5 protein-coding genes are annotated in these 3865 nt (G+C 72.4%); 2 read left to right on the top strand and 3 right to left on the bottom strand.

The genetic code is table 11. The features are described 5' to 3' along the window. Positions 1-1145 (top strand): S8 family serine peptidase (locus BGO22_RS00885; protein WP_286848359.1); only part of this gene is annotated, 1145 nt, incomplete at its 5' end. Between the two features lie 34 nt (positions 1146-1179). Here the strand turns inward: BGO22_RS00885 and BGO22_RS00880 are convergent. Genes BGO22_RS00880 through BGO22_RS00870 form a run of 3 tightly spaced genes read right to left on the bottom strand, consistent with a single transcriptional unit; the run spans position 1180 to position 3297 of the window. Beyond that, complete coding sequence (locus BGO22_RS00880) at positions 1180-1974, bottom strand: SPOR domain-containing protein (RefSeq protein ID WP_204743706.1); 795 nt, start codon at positions 1972-1974, stop codon at positions 1180-1182. Next, positions 1968-2765 (bottom strand): biotin--[acetyl-CoA-carboxylase] ligase, encoded by a 798-nt coding sequence (locus tag BGO22_RS00875; protein WP_204743705.1) that lies wholly within the window; start codon positions 2763-2765, stop codon positions 1968-1970. The genes BGO22_RS00880 and BGO22_RS00875 overlap by 7 nt, the downstream gene beginning before the upstream one ends. A gap of 4 nt (positions 2766-2769) precedes the next feature. Next, positions 2770-3297: an SET domain-containing protein gene (locus tag BGO22_RS00870; protein WP_070399735.1), complete on the bottom strand. Its 528-nt coding sequence runs from the start codon at positions 3295-3297 to the stop codon at positions 2770-2772. A gap of 111 nt (positions 3298-3408) precedes the next feature. Between BGO22_RS00870 and BGO22_RS00865 the strand changes: the two genes are divergently transcribed. Next, a partial coding sequence (locus BGO22_RS00865) for a toprim domain-containing protein (RefSeq protein WP_286848358.1) occupies positions 3409-3865 on the top strand: 457 nt, incomplete at its 3' end.

Genomic DNA, 3865 nt, shown 5'->3' with positions numbered 1-3865 from the left:
CCTTCATCGCCGGCCAGATCGCCGCGGCGACCGACAACGGCATCGGGGTGGCGGGCCTCAACTGGGAGGCGCGCATCCTGCCCGTGCGGGTGTCGGGCAAGTGCGGCGCCCTGGTGTCCGACCTGCTCGACGGCGTGCGCTGGGCCGCCGGCCTGCCGGTGGCCGGGGTGCCGGCCAATCCCACGCCGGCGCGCGTGATCAACCTGAGTTTCAGTGGCAGCTCGGCCTGCAGCCCGGCGTACCAGACCACCGTGGACGACGTGCGGGCGGCGGGCGCCTTGCTGGTGGTGGCCGCAGGCAACGAGTCGGGCCCGCTCACGCGCCCGGCCGATTGCCAGGGGGTGATGGCCGTGGCCTCGGTGCAGCGCGACGGCGCCAAGGCGGACTATTCCAACTTCGGGGCCAACGTGGCCCTGGCCGCGCCGGGCGGGTCGGGCACCACGCCCCTGGACCCCGACAACCTCTACTCGACCACGAACGCCGGCTTCACCGGGCCGGGCGGCGACACCTATGGCTACAAGAAAGGTACCAGCTTCGCCGCGCCCCAGGCCGCCGGCGTGGCCAGCCTCATGCTCGCCCTCAACCCCCACCTCACCCCGCAGGCGCTGATGGAGCGCATGCAGGCCGGGGTGCGGTCGCACACCGTGGCGGGCGGGCTGGCCTGCGGCCCGGCCAACGGTGGGGTGTGCCAGTGCACCCCCACCACCTGCGGCGCCGGCCTGCTGGACGCGGACCGGTCCTTGCAGCTGGCCACGGGCCCTGCCGCCGTGATCCAGGCGGTGAACGTCGTGGTGCCGGGCGCTTTTGTCACGCTCGATGGCCAGGCCAGCGTGGCGCTCGCGCCAGCGACCCTCACGGGCTACCAATGGACCCAGGACAGCGGCACCACCGCCGTCGCCATCCCCAACAACACCCAGTCCGTGACCGGCGTGCAACTGCCCGCCGTGGAGGGCCGCTGGGTGTTCCGGCTCAAGGTCACCGACAGCAACGGCGGCACCGGCAGCGACGCCGTCGTCGTGCGCGCGGTGGCCCCGCCCACGCCGCCAGCCACGGGGGGCGGCGGCGGCGCCTTCGGGGCCTGGTGGGGCCTGGGGCTGGCGTTGTGGGGCCTGGGCGTGGCGCGGGCTTCGCGCCGCCGCCGCTGAGCGCCACCCGGTTTCGCGCGCCGGATCGGACGCGTCAGTTGCAGCGCTGCAGGCTGCGGCCCGCCATGGCCGGGCCCAGGGCCTCGATGCGCGCGCGCGTGGTCTCGCCGATGGCCGGCAGGCGCAGCGAATAACTCAGGCCCTCGGCGCGCTCCTGCACCACGCGGGCCGTGCGCACATTGCGCCGCTCGGCCAGCTGCAGGCCTTCTCGCGCCGCTTCCTCGCTGGAAAACGTGCCCAGCGCGATGCCGGGCGCCAGACCGCTGGTGTTGACGTCGCGGAATTCCACACCCATGGCGCGCAGCTCGGCCTTCTTGCGGCTGGCCTGTTCGGCGCTGTCGTAGCGCCCCATGTAGACGATCCAGCGCCCGGGGCTGCGTGTTTCGGTGAGTTGCCAGTCGCTGCCGCCCAGGCCGAGCAGGCGCAGCTCGGCGCGCAGCAGCTCGGCCTGCTCGGGGCTGAATCCGCTGGCTTGCCAGCAGGCGCGCGGCTCATTGGCCGCGGCCGGCGCGGCAGCGGTCGGCGTGGCCGTGGGCGCCGCCGGGGCCGTGAGGGGCGGCGCCTCCACGGACGCTGGCGCCGCGGCCACGGCAGGGTGGGCCGGGATGGCGGATTCGGGCGCGGGCGCCGGGGCCGGCGTGGTGGGCGGCTCGGCGCCGCGCGGCCCATTGAGCAGGCGCACGTGCTCGGGCGCGATCTGCTGCGTCAGGCGCTGCGGTTCGCGCGGCTCGCTGGTCGGTGGGAAGCCGATGGCCGCGAGGTGACCCTGCGTCCAGGCGAAATACAGGCCGTTGGCCGCCAGCAGCACGGCGATCGTCCACCTCAACATGGGCGCACGCTCACTTCCGCACTGTCCACGCGGCGCAACTGGCCGTTCACGCGCACCAGCAGCGCGCCGTCCTCGGCCACGCCGCAGGCGCTGCCGATGCTGCCATCGCTCAGGCGCAGCTCGCGGTCTTTCAGCGCGTCGCGCGCCGCGTAGCGCGCGGCGAACGGTGCAAAACCTTCGCTGGCGAAGCTCAGCACCTCGCGCACCAGCGGTGGCACCAGCCGGGGCAGCAGCTCGGCTGGGGTCACGCCCACTTCCACCTCGGCCAGCCCGGCCGGCGGCACGCCCCCCATGGGGCTGGCGGGTGCGCCAGCGAGCGCCGATTCGGCCGGCCGCGCGACGTTGATGCCCGCGCCGATCACCACCGAGCGTGGCCCTTCGCGGTCATCGGCGTGGCCCGCCGTTTCGACCAGGATGCCGCCGAGCTTGCGGCCCATGAGCCAGAGGTCGTTCGGCCACTTGATGCGCACGTCCGGGTGCAGTTGCTCGGCCAGCACCAGGCCCACCGCGAGCGACAGACCCGACCAGCTGCGCGGCGCCAGCGACAGGCCGAGCGAAAACGTGAGCGACTGGCCGGGTCGGCTGTGCCAGCCGCGTCCCAGCCGACCGCGCCCGGCGGTCTGGCGCTCGGCCACCAGCAGCACCGGGTCCAGCGGTGCGGTGCGCGCGCGGCGCATGAGCTCGGTGTTGGTGGAATCGACCTCTTCCAGCACCTCGACCGTGAAGCCGGGCAGGTCGGGCACCACCGCCTGCCAGATGGCCTCGGCACCGCCCGCGAGCGAGGCGCTCATGGCCTTACCCCAGCTTGGTGGCGCGCCCGCCGCGCTTGGGCGCCAGCAGCGTGCCGCGGCACTTCTTGGCGCCGCACCAGCAGGGGTACTGGGCCTTGAGCTTGGGCGTGAGCGGCTCGTCGATGACGAGGCCGTAGTCGTAGAACAGCTCCTCGCCGGCCTCGATGGCGCGCAGGCTGCGGATGAACACGCGGCCATCCTCGATGTCGGCCTCGCAGTTGGGCTTGCAGCTGTGGTTGATCCAGCGCGCCGAGTTGCCGCCGTACTTCGCATCGATCACGTGTTCTTCGTCGATGTGGAAGTAGAAGGTGTGGTTGGGGTCGCTCGGGTCGTGCGGGTGGCGGTCCAGCGCTTCCGCCCAGGTGATGACTTCGCCCGTGTACTCGATCAGCGTTTCGCCCGGCGCGATGTCCACCAGCGCGAAGACGCCCTTGCCGTGCACCCCGGAGCGGCGCGTCTGGATGCGGCGCGCGTCGCTGGACTTGGCCGGGGATGGGGTGCGTGCCGAGGGCGAGCGCGGGGTTTTCGTCACGTCGGATTTCTTTGGTAAGGTTGTTTCATGCGAGTGCGCGCGTGGGTGCGCGCACGACAAGCGCGCGCACGTGTGTGCATGCGCGAGCGCGCGTGGGAGCGGATTGTAGAGATGAAAACCGAAGGTTCTGCCAAAACACTGGTCATTGCCGAGAAGCCGTCCGTGGCGCAGGACATCGTGCGCGCGCTCACGCCGGTGGCGGGCAAGTTCGACAAGCACGACGAGCACTTCGAAAACGAGCGCTATGTCGTGACCTCCGCCGTGGGCCACCTGGTGGAGATCGCCGCGCCCGAGCAGTTCGACGTCAAGCGCGGCAAGTGGAGCTTCGCCCACCTGCCGGTGCTGCCGCCGTACTTCGAGCTCAAGCCGATCGACAAGGCGAAGTCGCGGCTCAACGCGGTGGTCAAGCTGGCGCGGCGCAAGGACGTCGGCGATCTCATCAACGCCTGCGACGCGGGCCGCGAGGGCGAGCTGATCTTCCGCCTGATCGAGCAGTACGCTGGCGGCCAGAAGGGTGGCCAGTACCAGGGCCTGGGCAAGCCGGTGCGCCGGCTGTGGCTGCAGTCCA

The organism is Hydrogenophaga sp. 70-12, from assembly GCF_001897365.1.
In the GTDB taxonomy this organism is placed as follows: domain Bacteria; phylum Pseudomonadota; class Gammaproteobacteria; order Burkholderiales; family Burkholderiaceae_C; genus Hydrogenophaga; species Hydrogenophaga borbori.
Note: the sequence above shows the minus strand (reverse complement) of the source record. Positions and strands in the feature narration are given on the sequence as shown.